This is a genomic window from Variovorax dokdonensis (assembly GCF_030316895.1).
Taxonomy (GTDB): domain Bacteria; phylum Pseudomonadota; class Gammaproteobacteria; order Burkholderiales; family Burkholderiaceae_C; genus Variovorax; species Variovorax dokdonensis.
The window spans coordinates 32,133-47,866 of record NZ_JASZYV010000001.1 but is presented as its reverse complement, the minus strand read 5'-3'; the positions used below and the strand labels follow the sequence as shown (position 1 = coordinate 47,866).

The 15,734-nt window shown below is 67.3% G+C and carries 16 protein-coding genes; 10 read left to right on the top strand and 6 right to left on the bottom strand.

All coding sequences use genetic code 11. From position 1 onward, the window contains the following. Window positions 1-909, bottom strand: a complete 909-nt coding sequence (locus QTH91_RS00235) for a LysR family transcriptional regulator (RefSeq protein WP_286658028.1) — start codon at window positions 907-909, stop codon at window positions 1-3. Window positions 910-1,014: 105 nt separating this feature from the next. Here QTH91_RS00235 and QTH91_RS00230 point away from each other — a divergent pair, with 105 nt between their 5' ends. Genes QTH91_RS00230 through QTH91_RS00190 form a run of 9 tightly spaced genes read left to right on the top strand, consistent with a single transcriptional unit; the run spans window position 1,015 to window position 9,939 of the window. Next, complete coding sequence (locus QTH91_RS00230; RefSeq protein ID WP_286658027.1) at window positions 1,015-2,109, top strand: LLM class flavin-dependent oxidoreductase; 1,095 nt, start codon at window positions 1,015-1,017, stop codon at window positions 2,107-2,109. A gap of 30 nt (window positions 2,110-2,139) precedes the next feature. Beyond that, window positions 2,140-3,075, top strand: a complete 936-nt coding sequence (locus tag QTH91_RS00225; RefSeq protein WP_286658026.1) for a flavin reductase — start codon at window positions 2,140-2,142, stop codon at window positions 3,073-3,075. Between the two features lie 26 nt (window positions 3,076-3,101). Further along, window positions 3,102-4,265 (top strand): acyl-CoA dehydrogenase family protein, encoded by a 1,164-nt coding sequence (locus QTH91_RS00220; RefSeq protein ID WP_286658025.1) that lies wholly within the window; start codon window positions 3,102-3,104, stop codon window positions 4,263-4,265. Between the two features lie 4 nt (window positions 4,266-4,269). After that, entirely contained in the window at window positions 4,270-5,385 is a 1,116-nt protein-coding gene (locus QTH91_RS00215) for an acyl-CoA dehydrogenase family protein (protein ID WP_286658024.1), read from the top strand. After that, on the top strand, window positions 5,382-6,143 hold the full coding sequence (locus QTH91_RS00210) for an enoyl-CoA hydratase/isomerase family protein (RefSeq protein WP_286658023.1): 762 nt from the start codon (window positions 5,382-5,384) through the stop codon (window positions 6,141-6,143). The genes QTH91_RS00215 and QTH91_RS00210 overlap by 4 nt, the downstream gene beginning before the upstream one ends. A 1-nt stretch (window position 6,144) precedes the next feature. Next, window positions 6,145-8,271, top strand: a complete 2,127-nt coding sequence (locus tag QTH91_RS00205; protein WP_286658022.1) for an acetate--CoA ligase family protein — start codon at window positions 6,145-6,147, stop codon at window positions 8,269-8,271. Further along, a complete protein-coding gene (locus QTH91_RS00200; protein WP_286658021.1) occupies window positions 8,268-9,038 on the top strand; it encodes an SDR family NAD(P)-dependent oxidoreductase in 771 nt (256 codons plus the stop codon). The genes QTH91_RS00205 and QTH91_RS00200 overlap by 4 nt, the downstream gene beginning before the upstream one ends. Then, window positions 9,035-9,403: a VOC family protein gene (locus QTH91_RS00195; protein WP_286658020.1), complete on the top strand. Its 369-nt coding sequence runs from the start codon at window positions 9,035-9,037 to the stop codon at window positions 9,401-9,403. The genes QTH91_RS00200 and QTH91_RS00195 overlap by 4 nt, the downstream gene beginning before the upstream one ends. Next, on the top strand, window positions 9,400-9,939 hold the full coding sequence (locus QTH91_RS00190; protein ID WP_286658019.1) for a nuclear transport factor 2 family protein: 540 nt from the start codon (window positions 9,400-9,402) through the stop codon (window positions 9,937-9,939). Before QTH91_RS00195 ends, QTH91_RS00190 begins: the two co-directional genes overlap by 4 nt. Before the next feature lie 12 nt (window positions 9,940-9,951). On the opposite strand, the gene QTH91_RS00185 is transcribed toward QTH91_RS00190, so the two are convergent. From QTH91_RS00185 to QTH91_RS00170, 4 genes are all read right to left on the bottom strand, one after another. Then, on the bottom strand, window positions 9,952-10,860 hold the full coding sequence (locus QTH91_RS00185) for a ParB N-terminal domain-containing protein (protein ID WP_286658018.1): 909 nt from the start codon (window positions 10,858-10,860) through the stop codon (window positions 9,952-9,954). Window positions 10,861-10,956: 96 nt separating this feature from the next. Beyond that, window positions 10,957-13,035 carry a TonB-dependent receptor gene (locus QTH91_RS00180; protein WP_286658017.1) on the bottom strand — a complete coding sequence of 693 codons (2,079 nt, stop codon included), beginning with the start codon at window positions 13,033-13,035 and terminating at the stop codon, window positions 10,957-10,959. Window positions 13,036-13,128: 93 nt separating this feature from the next. Next, window positions 13,129-13,620 (bottom strand): hypothetical protein, encoded by a 492-nt coding sequence (locus QTH91_RS00175; RefSeq protein ID WP_286658016.1) that lies wholly within the window; start codon window positions 13,618-13,620, stop codon window positions 13,129-13,131. A 47-nt stretch (window positions 13,621-13,667) separates the two neighbouring features. Further along, window positions 13,668-13,931: a hypothetical protein gene (locus QTH91_RS00170; protein ID WP_286658015.1), complete on the bottom strand. Its 264-nt coding sequence runs from the start codon at window positions 13,929-13,931 to the stop codon at window positions 13,668-13,670. A gap of 188 nt (window positions 13,932-14,119) precedes the next feature. Between QTH91_RS00170 and QTH91_RS00165 the strand changes: the two genes are divergently transcribed. Beyond that, the gene (locus QTH91_RS00165; RefSeq protein WP_286658014.1) at window positions 14,120-14,557 is read left to right on the top strand and encodes a PPC domain-containing DNA-binding protein; all 438 of its coding nucleotides are present in this window, start codon (window positions 14,120-14,122) and stop codon (window positions 14,555-14,557) included. A 45-nt stretch (window positions 14,558-14,602) separates the two neighbouring features. Here QTH91_RS00165 and QTH91_RS00160 read toward each other — a convergent pair whose 3' ends face one another. Then, window positions 14,603-15,730, bottom strand: a complete 1,128-nt coding sequence (locus tag QTH91_RS00160) for an acyl-CoA dehydrogenase family protein (protein WP_286658013.1) — start codon at window positions 15,728-15,730, stop codon at window positions 14,603-14,605. Between the last annotated feature and the right edge of the window lie 4 nt (window positions 15,731-15,734).

The following is a 15,734-nucleotide window of genomic DNA, read 5'->3' as shown; positions in this document are numbered from 1 at the left end:
CTATCCGCCAGGCTCCCGCAGCGCTTCGGCCAGGAAGTCCACAAAGGCGCGCACCTTCAAGGGCAAGGACCGGTTCTGGCGGAACACGGCGAAGATGCCGTTGGAGAAGGCGCGCACCGCGAACCGGTACTGCGGCAGCAGACGCACCAGCGTTCCGTCCTGCAGGTTGGCGCGCACCGTGGGCTCCGACAGCAAGGCGACGCCCATGCCGCCGATGGCGGCCAGGCGAAGCAGCTCACCGTTGTTCGCGCTCAGCACGCCCTGGATGACCAGATTTTGCTGCTCGCCCTGCTCATCGACGTATCTCCAAGTGGTGGTCTCGTGCTCGCGCCGGTAGGTCAGGCACGGGACGTGCGGCAGGTCGCTCGGATGCTTGATGCGCGAATAGACCTTGAGGAAGGCGGGGCTCGCCACCAGCACTTCGTCGCTGGACAGCAGGCGCTTGATCACGAAGCCTGAATCGTTCGATTCCCCGGTTCGGATGTCCACGTCGAAATCGTGTTCCACCAGGTTGACCGGATGCTCCGACAGGTCGAGCTCGATGCGGATGTCGGGGTACTGCTTCGCAAAGCGGGGCAGGAGCGGCGCCAGCACCCGCAGCCCGATGTGCGTGCGCGAATGCACGCGCAGTCGCCCCTCCGGACGCTGACGCGACGAACGCGCCGCCTGTTCGGCGTCGGCCATGGCCTCCAGCACCACCTCGGCCCGCTCCAGGAAGGCCTGGCCGGCCTCGGTCATCTTGAGATTGCGGCTGGTGCGGTCGACCAGCTGGACACCCAGTTCCTCTTCCAGCGCGCTGATGCGTCGCGAAATGGTAGCCGGCGACAGGCTCAGGCTGCGCGCCGCCGCGGACAGGCTGCCCTTGCGCTGGGTGGTGACGAAGATCCGCAGCGAATCGAAGGCCTTCATTTCGAAAGACGCAAAGAAGGTGTGCGCACGTTGGTGATCTGCGAGGGGCTGTCGTTCCTACGATTGGCCAACGTCATCAACACCAGCCAATCAGGAGCAAGCGCCATGGATTTCGGAATCTTCATTCTGATGCAGCAGCGAAACAAGCATAAGACCTCCCACCAGATCCTGCGCGATGCGGTCGAGCAGACGCGTCTGGCCGATGAGCTGGGCTTCGGGGCGGCATGGTACGCGGAGCACCACTTCAGCAACTACGGCATGTGCTCGTCGCCGCTGACCATGATCGCCCATTGCGCCGCGGTCACCCGCAACATCCGCTTGGGGACGGGCATTGTCGTCGCGCCGCTGTACACCCCCGCCCGCCTCATCGCCGACGTGGCGATGGTGGACCAGCTTTCCAACGGCCGCCTGAACCTGGGCATCGGCTCGGGCTACCAGCACTTCGAGTTCGAGCGCTTCGGTGTCTCGCTCGATACGGCCAAGGGCCGCACCTTCGAGATCCTGGACATGCTCGAGATGGGCCTCAAGCAGCCCAAGTTCAGCTACGACGGCGAGTTCTACCAGCAGCCGATGAGCGCCATCAGTCAGCGCGCGGTGCAGCAGCCCATGCCGCCGATGTGGATCACCAGCGTGGACCCGGCCTTCATCTCACGCGCGGTCAAGTCGGGCCACCACGTCTTTGTCTCTGGCGGCGACGGCGGCCTGGAAAAGCTGGCCGGCACCCGCGCGCTGATCGACAAGGTGGCCCAGGCGGAAGGCAAGGACCCGGCCGCCGTGCCCGTGGGCCTGCTGCGTGCCGCCTATGCGAGCAACGACAAGGCCGAGGTCGAGGCATACCTGGACTGCGCGCGCTACCAGCGTCGCATCGCCGTGAGCCTGAAGCGCCGCACCGCACAGATCGCCGACGACTACCAGGTGGAAGAAGGCATCGTCGAGGGCGAGCCCAGCCTCGACGAAATGCGCGCCCTGTTGCCGGTGGGCAGCATCGACACCGTGATCGAGCGCGTGGTCAAGGAGATCCGCACCTTGAAGCCGGTGCACTACTGCTTCCAGACCCAGATGGGCGACTTCGACCACAAGACCATGCTGCGCCAGCTGGAGACGTGGGCCAAGGTGATCATCCCCGCCGTGCGCCAGGAAATCGCCAACGATCCTCCGCACCGCGCCGCCGAACCTGCGCGCGAACTCGCCGCCGCCTGAACGACGCCAGCCGACGTCCAAGGAACCGCCATGTCCGAGCTTGCCGAACACGTTCTGCCTGCCATCGAACCCGTGCTGCTGCGCCAGCTGCTCGGATGCTTTCCAACCGGCGTGGCGGTCATCACCACGCGCAGCGCCGACGGTACGCCAGCCGGACTGACCTGCAATTCGTTCAGTTCGGTCTCGCTGGAGCCTCCGCTGGTGCTGTTCAGCTTGCGCAAGGCGAGCCGGCTGCTGGCGACCTTCGAAGGCGCAGACGGCTTCGCCATCAACATCCTGTCGGAGCAGCAGGACGCCCTCTCGGGACGCTTCGCTTCCAGCAAGATCGACAACAAGTTCGAAGGCGTGGCCTGGCGCGAAGGTCCGCTGGGCATGCCGCTCATCGACGACTGCCTGGCCAGCTTCGAATGCAGCGTGTTCGCAGCGCACGAAGCCGGCGACCACACCATCTTCATCGGCCAGGTGCGACACATGAGCGGCGGCGCCAGCGACCAGGCGCTGGTGTTCTACAAGGGCGCCTACATGATGCTGGCCGAGTCGCTGCGCAAGCTGGTGGTGCAGGGCGAACTGGACACGGCCGACATCGACGAAGCCTACCGGACGCTCTACGGCACCTTGCTGCGTCTGGCCTGCGAGCGCGCCGACGATGCCGAGCTCGATGCGGTGCAAGCGGCGGTGGACGCCATCGAGGCGCACCCCGACGATGCGCCGCTGAAGGATCGCATCGCTTCGGCCAGCACCTTCTTCTCGGCCATCGCTGCAGCAGGGCACAACGGTGCCCTCACGCTGATGGCCCAGACCATGACCACCGTGCTGCGCGAGCGCATGACCCATGTCATGCCCGTGCGGCCACGCCCCGACCTCTACCCCCTGCGCCGCAACATCGCCAACAGCTTGCGGCAACGCGATGCCGACGGCGCCACGGCGGCGCTGAACGAACTCATCACGCAGCTGCGCCGCGGCTGACTGCCCATCCGAGGAGACAACAAAAGATGTCCATCGACTACGCCGGCTTCCGGCGCGAACTGGAGGAGTTCGCCCGCAAGTCCTGTCCGCCCGAGATCCGCGCCGTCGTGGCCGCCGGCCAGAAGATCACCAAGCGCGAATACCAGGCCTGGCAGAAGATCCTGAGCGCGCGGGGCTGGGGTGCGCCGAGCTGGCCCACGGAGGCCGGTGGCACCGGCTGGGACATCCGCCAGCGGCTCATCTTCGAAGAGGTGATGGCCGAGAACGATTGCCCGCCGCTCTATCACCACGGCCTGGGCCACATCGGACCGGTGATCATCCGATTCGGAACGCCCGAGCAGAAGGCCCGCTTCCTGCCGCGCATCCTGGACGGCTCCGACTGGTGGTGCCAGGGATATTCTGAGCCCGGATCCGGCTCGGACCTCGCTTCGCTGTCCACCACCGCACGCCTGGATGGCGACGAGTGGGTGATCAACGGCCAGAAGATCTGGACCTCGCATGCGCACGAAGCCAGCATGATCTACATGCTGGTGCGAACCTCGAAGGAAGCCAAGCGGCAGGACGGCATCTCGCTCATCCTCGTGCCGATGGATGCGCCGGGCATCACCGTGCGGCCGATCCACACCATCGACGGCTGGCACCATCTGAACGAGGTGTTCTTCGACGACGTGCGCGTGCGCGCCGACAACCTCATTGGCGAAGTCGGCAAGGGCTGGACCTGCGCCAAATACCTGCTGGAGCGCGAGCGCCTGCCCCCTGCCAACGTGGCGAGGCTGGAACTGCTGCGTCGACAGGTCACGCGACTGGTCGAAGACGCGTCCAGGACCACTGCCGGCCGGCGCGACTTCAGCGGCCTGCATCACAAGCTGCTGCTGTGCGAAGCCGACGTGAAGGGCGCCCGCGTGATGATGGCGCAGGCCACCGATGACCTGATCCATCAGCGGCCGCTGGGCGTGCAGCCCTCGGCCATCAAGATGACCGTGGCCGACTGCGCGCAGCGGCTGACCACCATTGCGCTCGACGCCGTCGGCCCCGACGCCGCGCACCGCTTCCTCGCGGACGCGGAAGACCGGGACGTGCCCGATGCCACCTGGATCCAGAACTACATGTTCACCCGCGCCCGAACCATCGCCGGCGGCACTTCGGAAGTGCAGCGCAACGTGGTGGCCAATCAACTGCTGGGAGCCTGAGCCCATGTCCTCCCTGTCCTTTTCCCCCCTCTTCCCGGGCATGCTGCTCGACGCGGCCGAACGCTTTGCGCAGGACCATGCCGGCGCGCAGCCTGTGGCCGGCGATCCGGTTCGTGAACTCGGCTGGACAGCCACCATCGTGCCCGAGGACTGCGGCGGCGTCGGCGGCACCCTGGCCGACCTGGCCAGCGTCGTCGAAGGCCTGGCCACGCATGGGCTGCAGTTGCCCGTCGTCGAGACCTGCGCCGTGGTGCCGCTGCTGCTGCAGGCCGGGTCATCCGAAGTCGCTGCCCGTTGGCTCGAAGCCGTGGCCGATGGCAGCGCGCAGATCGCACCGCTGTGCCCCCTTTCCGCACTGCCCGACGAGCCGATCGCGATGGCCCGCCACCTGGACATCGGCCATGCTCTGAGCGGCACGCTGCAGGGCGTCGATGTCTCACTGCCCGCCACGCACTACCTGCTGCCGGCGCTGCAGGATGGCGAGAGCGCGATCTTCCTGGTCGACGCCGAACGCGTGGGCGCGCCGGCCGCGGCCTATCGCACCATGGAGGGTCGCCGCGGGGCCGACTTCGTCCTCGACAGCGTCGCGGTGCCAGAAGCCGCCTGCATCGCCCGCGGCCCGGCCGCCCTGGCCGCATTGGCTGCGGCGACCGATGCGGCGATGCTGCTCACGGCGGTCGACACCGTGTCCGCGCTGGCGGCGATGATCCAGCAGACCGTCAACCACCTCAAGGAACGCCGGCAGTTCGGCGTGTCGTTGTCCACCTTCCAGGTGCTTCGACATCGCACCGCCGACATGTACGTCAGGTACCTGGGTGCCAAGGGACTGGTCACGCATTGCTTCGATGCGCACGAACAGCAGGCCGCCGACTTGCGTCGCACCCTGCGCCTGGCCAAGGTCTCGCTGGCCGAGTCGGCGCGTGCGTGCGCCGAGGCCGCCATCCAGATGCACGGCGGGATGGGCGTGAGCGAGGAGGTGCTGGCCACCCGCCTGGCACAGCGCCTGATTGCCTCCGAGTTCCGCTACGGCGACCGTCTTGCCCATGCGGCACATCTGCTTGCGCCGCATGCGGCCGACACAGGCCGTTCTTTTTCCAACCTCACCGGGAGTGCGCGATGAGCGTCAGCCTTGAAGTCTCCGAATACATTGCCGTCGTTCGACTGGACAAGCCGCCCGTCAACGCGCTGGACCGCGCCACCCGACAGCGTCTCATCGATGCCTTCGACGAAGTATCGGAGCGCAGCGATATCCGCGTCGCCATCCTCACCGGCACCGGCAAGTACTTCTGTTCCGGCGCCGACCTGAAGGATCGCCCCGATCCGGAAAAGGCCGGCGACTTTCTCGGCCACAACCGGCTCACCCGCGAAACCGGCAACGCCATCCGCGAGTGCGCCAAGCCGGTGATCGCCGCCGTGAACGGCCCGGCGCTGGGAGCGGGCTTCGGCCTCATGTCCGCCTGCGACATCTTCCTGGCATCGGAAGACGCAACGTTCGCGATGCCCGAGATCAACGTCGGTCTGGCCGGCGGCGTTTCGATGCTGCGCACGATGGTCGGACGCTCGTTCACACGGCGCATGTTCTTCACCGGCATGAAGGTGCCGGCGGCCGAGCTGTACCGGCGCGGCGTGATCGACGAGGTGGTACCTGCCAGCGAGCTGATGCCACTGGCCATGCAGATCGCGCAGGAGATCGCGTCCAAGGCGCCCCTCGCAGTGGCCTACGCCAAACAGGCGGCCAACATGATGGACCTGATGCCGCAGCGCGATGGCTACCGCTTCGAGCAGAACTTCACCATGGCGCTGTCGCGCACCGAGGACGCGCAGGAAGCCCGCAAGGCCTTCCTGGAAAAGCGTACGCCGGTCTACAAGGGCCGCTGAGATGGACGGCATGCCAGTAGGGCACGGGCTCGAAGCCCTTTTCGCGCCCCGCTCGATCGCCATCGTCGGCGCGTCGGACGACGTGACCAAGATCGGCGGCCGGCCGCTTCAGTTCCTGCTCAAGTACGGCTACACGGGCGCCATCTACCCCATCAACCGCAAGGCCGGCCAGGTGCAGTCGATCGCGGCCTATGCCAGCGTGGCACAGACACCCGAAGCGCCCGAACTCGCGGTGATTGCGGTGCCGCCCGCGGCCGCGCTCGATGCAGTGAAGGAATGCGCAGCCCGCGGCGTGCGCGCGGCGGTCATCCTGTCGGCGGGCTTTTCCGAGATGGGCGAAGAAGGCAGCCGCCTGCAGACGCTCATCGGCCAGGTCGCGAAGGGCAGCGGCATGCGCATCGTGGGACCCAACTGCCTGGGCGCGATCGGTGTTCCGCAAAAGAGCATCGCCACCTTTTCGGTCGCCCTGGAGTCGAGCTTTCCGGATGCGGGGTCCGTCGGCATCGTCTCCCAAAGCGGCAACCTGGGCAGCTTCACCTTGAGACTTGCTTCGGAACGGGGGCTGGGCATCAGCCGGATGCTGACCACCGGCAACGAATGCGACGTCGACATCGCCGATGCGATCGCATCGCTGGCGCAGGACCCGGGCACCTCCGTCATCCTGTGCTGCATGGAAACGTGCCGCAACGGAGACAAGCTGCGGCAAGCCATGGCGCTCGCGCGCGATGCGGGCAAGCCGCTGGTCGTTCTGAAAGTGGGTGTGTCGGAAGCCGGCAGTGCAGCAGCCGCATCCCACACCGGCGCGTTGGCCTGCTCCGACGCGGTGTTCGACGCCGTGCTGCGACAAGGCGGTGCCATCCGGGTGCCGAGCATCGAGCAGTTGCTGGAAGTGGGGCATGCCCTGTCGGTGGTCGAATCCGGCCGCGTTCCGCGCGGCAACAAGGTGGCGATCCTCACGGCGTCGGGCGGCTTCGGCGTTCTTCTGGCCGACGCCGCCAGTGCCCAGGGTCTTGCGTTGCCCAGGCTGGCGCAGCGCACCCAAGAACGCGTTCTGTCGATCGTGCCCTTCGCATCGCCGGCCAATCCGGTGGACATGACGGCGCAGGTGTCGAGCAAGCCCGAGGTGCTGGCACAGGTGCTGGCGGCCGTGGCAGAGGACGAGACCTGCGACGCGCTGATCCTGCAGTCGGCCAACGCGTTCTTCGTGCCGCGTCTGCGCGAGGTTTTCCTTTCCGCGCTGACGCAGGTCGCCCGCGAGCATCCCGCCCGATTGATCCTCCTGTGCGCACGCGCGCCACAGGATGTACGAGCCCAACTCAACGCCATGGGCTTCCCGGTCGTCGAAGGCATCGACGCCGCTTGTGCGACGCTTGCCGCGCTGGTGCGCTTCGGCGCGCGCGAAGCCCGGCCCGCGGCTTTGCCGACTGAAGCGGCCCAAGCGCTGTCACCGGACGCCTTTGCCACCGAAGCCGGCGCCAAGCAGGTGCTGGCCCGCGCGGGCGTCCCGGTGCTGCAGGAGGTGGTGGCCAGGAGCCGCGAGCAGGCCCTGGCGGCGGCGCGCGACATCGGCTTTCCGCTGGTGCTCAAGATCGTCTCACCCGACATCGCGCACAAGACGGAGGTCGGCGGCGTGGTGGTCGGCGTGCGCTCGGAAGGCCAGTTGATCGATGAATACGAGAGCCTGCTCGCCCGCGTGGCACAGAAGGCGCCGCAGGCGCGCATCGACGGCGTGCTGGTGGCGCAGATGGTGCAAGGCGGCACCGAACTCATCCTGGGCAGCAAGCGCGACCCGGTCTTCGGGCCCATGGTCATGGTGGGCCTGGGCGGCATCCATGCCGAGATCATGAAGGACGTCGCGCTTCAGCCAGCCCCCGTGGACGAAGCCCAGGCGCTGGCCATGCTGCGATCGCTCAAGGCCTTCGCGCTCCTGGACGGCGCCCGGGGTCGGCCCAAGGCCGATGTCCAGGCTGCGGCCCGCGCCGTGGCCGCGCTTTCCCGGTTTGCTTCGGCACAGGAAAGACACGTCGCAGAGATCGACGTCAATCCGCTGGTGGTACTCGACGCCGGACAAGGCGCCTATGCGCTCGATGCACTGCTCGTTCCCGATCACATGGAGGAGACGCCATGAATGCCATTCACCCCACTTCCCTCGCAGGCCGCGCGGCCTTCATCAGCGGTGCCGGCCACGGTATCGGCCGAGCCACGGCCCGCGCCATGGCGGCGCTGGGTGCGACTGTCGGCATCAACGACCTGAAGCAGGAGTTCGTCGACGAAACGGTGGCCGAGATCCGGGCTGCGGGCGGGCAGGCCATTCCGCTGCCGATGGATGTGTCCACCCGCGACGGCATGAGCGAGGCGGTTCAGCGCTTTGCCAGCGATGCGCGCCGGCTCGACATCCTCGTGAACAACGCCGCCTGGGTGCGCTACCAGCCGCTGGCCGAGATCACGCCGGAGGTCATGGACCGAATGGTGGAGATCGGCTTCAAGTCGGTGATATGGGGCATCCAGGCGGCATCCGAACTGATGGACCCGCAGCGCGGTGGATCGATCATCAACGTCGCCTCGATCGCCGGCTTCAAGTCGCCGATGCGATCGGTGGTCTACAGCGGCATCAAGGCGGGCGTGCTGGGCATCACCCGCGCCGCCGCGGCGGACCTGGGAGCGCGCAACATCCGTGTGAACGCGGTGGCGCCCGGCGCGATACCGACGGAGGGCACGGCCAAGCACCGCAACGCCGAGTTGGATGCGCGCCGCATCGCACGGACGCCCCTGGGCCGGCTGGGCACCGTCGAAGACATCGCCGATGCGATCTGCTTTCTGGCGGGCGACGGCGCGCGCTTTCTGAACGCGGAAGTGCTTCGTCTTGACGGCGGCGCTTCGGAGACCTCGCTGTGAGCGGGCAGCCCTTGGCGCCCAAGCGGCTGCAGAACGTCTATGTGGTGGCGAACAAGCCCGACGCGCTGCATGGCTTCTACGAAGGCGCGCTGGGACTGCAGCTCAAGTTCCGCGACGAGGACCGCTGGATCCAGTATGGCTTGGGCAATACCAGCATGGCCCTCGCTTCACCCCAGGAAGCGGCGCCAGCAACCGCAGGCGTGGTGATGGTGTTCGAAGTGGAAGACTTTGCCGGCGCGCAGGAGCGCATCGAGGCCGGCGGCGGCCAGGTCCTGGGCGTGCGCGACATGGGCTCGCATGGCGCCGTGCTTTCGCTTCGCGATCCCGAAGGCAACGTCGTCCAGCTTTTCAAGCGCGCCGCATGAGCGCTGCAGACCTGCAGCGCCTTGTCGATCGCGAGGCGATCCGCGACTGCATGTACCGCTATTGCCGAGGCATCGACCGGGCTGATGAAGCGGCGCTGCGATCGGCCTACTGGGAAGACGCCACGGACTGCCATGGCGCCTGGAACGGCAGCGCGTCCGGCTTCATCGACCAGGCGCTGCGCAAGCTGCGCGAGGGCGGGAGGCGCGTTCACCAGGTGAGCAGCATCCTCATCGAGCTGCACGGGGATGTGGCGGCAGTGGAAAGCGCATTCATTGCGTTGCAGGCGCCGGCGGCCGCACCGCAGCGCGAAACTTTCCTGTGCGGACGCTACGTGGACCGGTTCGAACGCCGCCGCGGCGAATGGCGCATCGCCGCGCGAACAGTGGTCTACGACTGGATCGAGGAGCGCGAACGGTCCGAACTCGCACAGGACGATGTGCAACTCTACGGCCCGCGCCAGCCAACTGCGGCGTCGGCGCCTTACGACCCGATCTATCGCCTCCTGGCCAAAGTACGCGAAGGCACCCTGGGGTAGTGCGCCTGCCCCTCAGAACGGCGCGCCGGCGTCTTCTTCGTCCTGCGGCGCGGCTTCAGTGCCCGACGGTCGGCGGTTCAACTGGTCGAGCAGGTTCATCACCTGCTTTCGAAGGCCGGTGTTTTCCGCCGTGAGTTCGGCCACGCGCTTGCGCAGCGATTCCACCGTGTCGCCGGATGCGTCTGCGGCGCTGGCGTCGTCGGCATCGCTCTTGGGCGATGCCGCGCCTGCTTCGGCGGCGGACGTCTCGCGCGGCTTGCGCTTGGCTTCGCGCACCCGCTTGGCGGCCTGCTTCAGTTCATCCTTGCCGGCGGTGGCGGCAGCCACCTGCTCTTCGGCCGGCAGGCTGGCGACGGCCGCCGCGCCGTTGATGGAGATGTCGCCCGCCTTCACGGCGGCCACCAGTTCCGGCGTGGCCTGCTTCTGGATCTTCTCGATCATCGCAACCTGCGTGTTGCTCAGTCGCGCGACGCGGGCCAGCGCCTCGCGCGTGGCAAGCGCTTGTGCCTGCGCCTCGGTCTCGGCGGATGTGGCGGCTTCGGAGGCTTCAGCCTGCGCCTCGGCCTGGACATTCGCGGCTGCCCGGGCGCGGCGTTCGGCCACGATCTCCCGCTTGCGCAGCGCCAGCACGCCGCGCTGGAAGTCGGACACGCTGCGGCGGCCCAGGTGCTGGTCGATCATCCAAAGGTGGACGTCTTCCATCGACTTGAAGCGCGTGTTCTGCACGGTGTTGAAAGGCAGGCCGTGCTTCTGGCAGATGGCGTAGCGGTTGTGGCCGTCGACCAGCACATCGCCCCACAGCACCAGCGCGTCGCGGCAGCCTTCGGCGAGCAGGCTGCGTTCCAGTGACTCGTACTCATCCGCGGTCAACGGGTCGATGTAGGCCTTGAGTTCTTCGTTGACGACGATGTCCGTATTCATTTGCTTGCGCGCGCACCAGGTGGGTTCCAAAGGGGGCGCATTGTAGGCAATCGCCTCCGCGCCACCCATGGGCGCGGAGGCGATCGGTGGCGCGGATCAGAAGGTCGCGCGCAGACCCACCTTCAGCGAACGTCCAGGCAGCGGCACGCTCGGATAGGCGGTGGTCGTGAGGATCGACGTGGCGCTGTAGGCGAGCTCGTTCGTGATGTTGTCGATGCGCGCATACCAGGTGAGGTTGGCGCGCTGCACCTTCATCTTGTAGGTGAGCGAGGCATTCCACAGCGTGTAGGAATCGGTCGCGCGGTCGCCCTCGGGGACGCGGTCCTGCGCGGCGTAGTAGTCAAATCCGAACCGTGCCGCCCAGGGACCCGTGCCGTAGGCCAGCGTGGCACCGACCCGAACGGGCGAGATGCGCGGCAGCGGCAGGTACAGGTCGGTGTTGGTGGCCCGCACCACGTCGCCGCGCCATTCCAGATCGAGCGTAGAAGGCTCTTCGGGCCGCGCCAGGCCTTCGTTGCCCAGCAGGCGCAGCGTGCCGTTGGCCTCGATGCCCACGAAGCGTGCCCGCACGCCGGAGTAGGCGTATTCGGGCAGGCCCTCTTCACCCTCGGGATTGAGCTCACCCTCTTCGCCGCGCGTATTGCCGGTCGACAACAGGCCGATGTAGTTGGAAAAGCGCGTGTAGTAGGCATTGATGCGCGCGTTGTTCGGGCCGGAAGTCCACTGCGTCCCCAGGTCCACGCCGGCCGACTTTTCCTTCTGCAGGTCGGCGTCGCCCGTCTCCCAGGCGCCGGTGGCCACGTGCGGGCCGTTGGCGAACAGTTCGTAGTCCTTCGGTGCACGCTCGGTGTAGGCGAGGTTGGAGGTCAACCGCCACTGCGGGCTGAGGTTGACCAGCGCACCCAGGGCCGCGCTGCTCGGGCGGAAGCTGCGCTCGCCGACGAAGAAGCGGTCGATGTCCGGATCGGTCGATCCGCCGGACCGGACTTTCACATCCTCGGTGCGTGCGCCGAGGCTCAGGCGTCCCCAGGATGTGGCCAGGTCTTCCTGCAGGAACACGGCGTTGGCGCGGGTGCGGGTGGTGGGCACGAAAGCCTCTTCGCCTTCGGCCGAGAAGTCGCCCGACTCGCTGGAAAAGCCGATCAGCCCTTCGAGGTTGCCCAGCTTCTGGTGCCGGGCCTCGAGGCGAAAGTCGTTGGTGTCGCGCGAGAAGACCGTGCCCGTCTCGCTGCCTTCGAATTCGGTGTGGCCGTAGTTGGTGCGGCTGGCCTTCATGTGCAAGCTGCTGAAAAAGCCGCCGGGGCGCCATTCGCCCTCCAGGGCGTAGCGGTCGGACCTCATGCGGATCGACACGTCGTCCTCGGCCACGCTGCCATAGTCGCTGCGATAGGTGCTGGCGGACGCGCCGATCCAGCCCTGGTCGAAGAACAGTGTGCCGCCGAAGGCGCCACCGTCGGCCTGGCTGGCCGAATTGCAGATCTTGCGCGCCTCGCCCGGTCGCTGCGGGTTGTCGCAGGGCAGGTCGATCGGCACCGAGACGTCGTCCGAATCACGGCGAAACGCATCCGCATGCACCGCAATGCGGCCGTTGCCGGCCTCGACCAGCACGCCGCCGGACTTCTCGCGATTGCCTGTGGCGTAGCCCACGTCGGCCCGGCCGCCGACGCCTTCGATCGGCTCGGTGGGAATGCGGTTGTCCAGCAGGTTGACCACGCCGCCGACGGCGCTGCCGCCGTACTGAAGAGCCGAGGTGCCGCGCAGCACTTCGGCGCGCTCGATGACGAGCGAGTCGACCGGCACGGCGTGGTCGTAGCTCAGCGCCGAGGCATCGGCCGTTACCCCGCCGTTTTGCAGGATGCGGATGCGGTCGCCGTCCTGGCCGCGGATGGTCGGCCGGCTGGCGTTGGGACCGAAGTAGGTGCTGCTCACGCCCGGCAGGCCGTTGAGCGTCTCGCCCAGCGACGGCGCGTCGCGCAGCAGCAGGGCATCGTTGGACAGCGAGGTCACGGGCGCGATCGGATCGGGAGCGCCCAGCGGATTGCCGGTGACGGTGATCTCGCGCATGGCGGGACGGCTGTCAGGCGTCGCGGGCTGCGATTGCGCCCAGGCCGTCGCGCAGCACGACAAGGAAAGAACTGCGGCGCTGACGGCGCTGCGGCGATATGAATGAAACATGATGAGAAGACGCGTTGAATCGACGACGACGAAGCGCGCCGCCGGTTGCCGAGCAACGTCGGCAACAGCGGTGCGATCGAACGGAGGAGGGATTCAGCGGGCCGAGGGCGGCCCGCGCGCGTCGAAGAGCGCGACCCAGCGAGCCACCGCCTCCCCTTCCAGCCAGACGAAGGTCGCCGCCGGAAGGACGATGGGCAGCAGCACCTGCGGCACGCTCATGGGCGCGTGCCAGCCGGTGAACTGGTCGTAGAGATTGCAGTCCGAAACCGTGTGGTGGCCGAACAGCGCAAAGAGCCCGAAGGCGTGCCGGGAAGACTGCTTGGACGGGCCCTGCGCCTTGGCAGTCACATAGGCCGGCTCGGCCACGTAATGCGCTTCGGGCACGTGCAGCGTGCGGTGCACCATGCCGAGCATGGCGGCGAACCATACGGCGAACGCCAGCGCCGCCAACAGGCTACGCGCGCCCGCCGAACGCGCATGCCCACCCGACCGCCAGGGCGCGCGGTTGCGGCTGGCTGGGCGGGATCTGGAGATCGTGGGCGCGCTGGCGAAAAGCATCGAAGGCTCGGGAGAACCCTCGATCATAGGGCGTCAGCCCCGAAAACGTCAGTATTTGTGTCCCGCGTCTTCGCTTATGGCGTGTCTTCGGCGGAACCCGACCCGCTCACATGCAAGACCAGCTCCGGGCCATTCACGGTTTTCCAGACATCACCGTCCTGCCTCAATTCCCGGCCGTCTTCGAGCCGGGCGTTGACGGCGCTGATCTCCCAATGGTCATGTTTGGGGTCGGCGGGATCGTTGACTTTCTTTTCAACGAACTCGCATTTCACGACATAGGTGTTGCCGTCAGCGTCTTCGCCGGTCAGCTCGCGGTTGGTGCTTCGGTGCGTCGTCATGGGGCCATGGTGAACAGCCGCGAGCGGCGACCGCCTCGGCCTGACGGCCGATGTGGCGTAGGACTTTGCCGATGGGTCGGCGCGCCGAACAACTCGACACCGGCGTGCGCGCACGCCCAGGGCGGAACTTGTCGGACAGCGCGATCAGGCGTCGCGCGTGACGATGGCCGCTCCAGGAGACCATCGCCATGAAATTCAAGCTGCTCAATCAATCGCCGGAACGCACCTTCGCGCTCATCTTCGAGAAGGGCGACGAGGTGGTCCCGCTGCTGGAGTCCTTCGCGAAGGAGCAAGGGCTGGATGCCAGCCGATTCAGCGCCATCGGCGCGCTGCAATGCGCGCAACTGGGCTACTTCGAGTGGGAGAAGAAGGAGTACGAGCGCATTCCCGTGGACGAGCAGGTGGAGGTGCTTTCGCTCAATGGCGACATCGCCCTGGATGGCGACGAGCCCAAGGTGCACGCGCACACCGTGCTCGGCCGGCGCAACGGCAGCACGGTCGGCGGCCATTTGCTGCAAGCCATCGTGCGGCCGACGCTCGAGGTGCTGCTCATCGAGTCGCCGGGCTACCTGCGGAAAACCTGCAACGCCGAGACCGGGCTGGCCCTGATCGATGTGGAGGCCTGATCCGCAAGACGCTCGTCGCGCCATGCAGCGCGACCGCGCCTTGCGTCAGAGCGCGCGCTGGATCAGCAGCTTCTGGATGTCCGAGGTGCCTTCGTAGATCTGGCACACGCGCACATCGCGGTAGATGCGCTCCAGCGGGAAGTCGTTCACGTAGCCATAGCCGCCCAGCGTCTGGATCGCCGCGCTGCACACGCGCTCGGCCATTTCGCTGGCGAAAAGCTTGGCCATCGCCGCCTCCTTGAGGCAGGGCCGGCCCGCATCGCGCAAGGCTGCGGCATGCCAGATGAGCTGGCGAGCCGCCTCGATCTGCGTGGCGCAGTCGGCCAGCCGAAAGCCGACGGCCTGCTGCTCGAAGATCGTTCCGCCGAAGGCTTGACGCTCCTTCGCGTACTGGACCGCCACGTCGAACGCGCTGCGTGCCATGCCCACGCTTTGCGCGGCAATGCCGATTCGCCCGCCTTCCAATGCGCCCAGCGCGATCTTGTAGCCCTCGCCCTCCGCGCCGATCAGGTTCTCGGCAGGAATGCGGCAGTTCTCGAAATTGATCTGCGCGGTGTCGCTGCTGTGTTGGCCCAGCTTGTCTTCCAGCCTGGCCACCTGGTAGCCGGGGTTGTCGGTGGGCACCAGGAAGGCGCTCATGCCCCGCTTGCCGGCGGCCTTGTCGGTCACGGCGATGACGATGGCCACCTGGCCGTTCTTGCCGCTGGTGATGAACTGCTTGACGCCGTTGATCACGTAGCCGTCGCCCTCTTTCCGGGCGGTGGTGCGCAGGCTGCTGGCATCGCTGCCGGCCTGCGGCTCGGTCAGGCAGAAAGCGCCCAGCATCCGGCCCTGCGCCAGTGGCACGAGCCACTGCTTCTTCTGCGCCTCGTTGCCGTAGCGCATGAGGATGGCGTTGACGGGGCAGTTGGTCACGCTGATAGCGGTGCTGGTGCCACCGTCGCCGGCGGCAATCTCTTCCAGCACCAGCGCCAGCGTGAGGTAGTCCAGGCCCGCACCGCCGTATTCCTCGGGCACGCAGATGCCGTAGGCGCCCAACTCGGCAAGGCCGGCGTGCGCCTCCTTGGGGAAGGCGTGCTCGCGGTCCCAGCGCGCGGCATGGGGCCACAACTGCTCCTGCGAGAAGGCACGTACGGCGTCGCGGATGGATTCCTGATCGGGAGTCAGCAGCATCGTC

Coding starts and splice junctions, on each gene's coding strand:
- QTH91_RS00235 (WP_286658028.1), bottom strand. CDS start 909: ATGAAGGCCTTCGATTCGCTGCGGATCTTCGTCACCACCCAGCGCAAG.
- QTH91_RS00230 (WP_286658027.1), top strand. CDS start 1,015: ATGGATTTCGGAATCTTCATTCTGATGCAGCAGCGAAACAAGCATAAG.
- QTH91_RS00225 (WP_286658026.1), top strand. CDS start 2,140: ATGTCCGAGCTTGCCGAACACGTTCTGCCTGCCATCGAACCCGTGCTG.
- QTH91_RS00220 (WP_286658025.1), top strand. CDS start 3,102: ATGTCCATCGACTACGCCGGCTTCCGGCGCGAACTGGAGGAGTTCGCC.
- QTH91_RS00215 (WP_286658024.1), top strand. CDS start 4,270: ATGTCCTCCCTGTCCTTTTCCCCCCTCTTCCCGGGCATGCTGCTCGAC.
- QTH91_RS00210 (WP_286658023.1), top strand. CDS start 5,382: ATGAGCGTCAGCCTTGAAGTCTCCGAATACATTGCCGTCGTTCGACTG.
- QTH91_RS00205 (WP_286658022.1), top strand. CDS start 6,145: ATGGACGGCATGCCAGTAGGGCACGGGCTCGAAGCCCTTTTCGCGCCC.
- QTH91_RS00200 (WP_286658021.1), top strand. CDS start 8,268: ATGAATGCCATTCACCCCACTTCCCTCGCAGGCCGCGCGGCCTTCATC.
- QTH91_RS00190 (WP_286658019.1), top strand. CDS start 9,400: ATGAGCGCTGCAGACCTGCAGCGCCTTGTCGATCGCGAGGCGATCCGC.
- QTH91_RS00185 (WP_286658018.1), bottom strand. CDS start 10,860: ATGAATACGGACATCGTCGTCAACGAAGAACTCAAGGCCTACATCGAC.
- QTH91_RS00180 (WP_286658017.1), bottom strand. CDS start 13,035: ATGTTTCATTCATATCGCCGCAGCGCCGTCAGCGCCGCAGTTCTTTCC.
- QTH91_RS00175 (WP_286658016.1), bottom strand. CDS start 13,620: ATGATCGAGGGTTCTCCCGAGCCTTCGATGCTTTTCGCCAGCGCGCCC.
- QTH91_RS00170 (WP_286658015.1), bottom strand. CDS start 13,931: ATGACGACGCACCGAAGCACCAACCGCGAGCTGACCGGCGAAGACGCT.
- QTH91_RS00165 (WP_286658014.1), top strand. CDS start 14,120: ATGAAATTCAAGCTGCTCAATCAATCGCCGGAACGCACCTTCGCGCTC.
- QTH91_RS00160 (WP_286658013.1), bottom strand. CDS start 15,730: ATGCTGCTGACTCCCGATCAGGAATCCATCCGCGACGCCGTACGTGCC.